Here is a 273-nt window from a genome sequence, read left to right as displayed (position 1 = left end):
CAAGGAACCGGAAGACTCCCGGGTTGAAGAATCCTTAAAGGATATCTACGAACGGCTCCGTCCAGGTGAACCGAAGACGGCCGACTCCGCACGGTCCCTTTTGACGACCCGCTTCTTTGATCCAAAGCGCTACGACATGGCGCCAGTTGGTCGTTACAAGACTAACAAGAAGCTGCAAATGAAGTACCGTTTGTTAGGTCTGACCCTGGCTGAAACCCTGGCCGACCCAGAAACCGGTGAAATTATCGCCAAGGACGGGGACGTCATCACTAA

General features: G+C 53.5%; 1 protein-coding gene. It reads left to right on the top strand.

The window, feature by feature from the left end; all coding sequences use genetic code 11:
- On the top strand, nt 1-273 hold a 273-nt coding region (locus PZC42_RS24635), incomplete at both ends, for a hypothetical protein (protein WP_277214134.1).

This window comes from Isoptericola croceus (assembly GCF_029382255.1).
In the GTDB taxonomy this organism is placed as follows: Bacteria; Actinomycetota; Actinomycetes; order Actinomycetales; family Cellulomonadaceae; genus Isoptericola; species Isoptericola croceus.
Note: the sequence above shows the minus strand (reverse complement) of the source record. Positions and strands in the feature narration are given on the sequence as shown.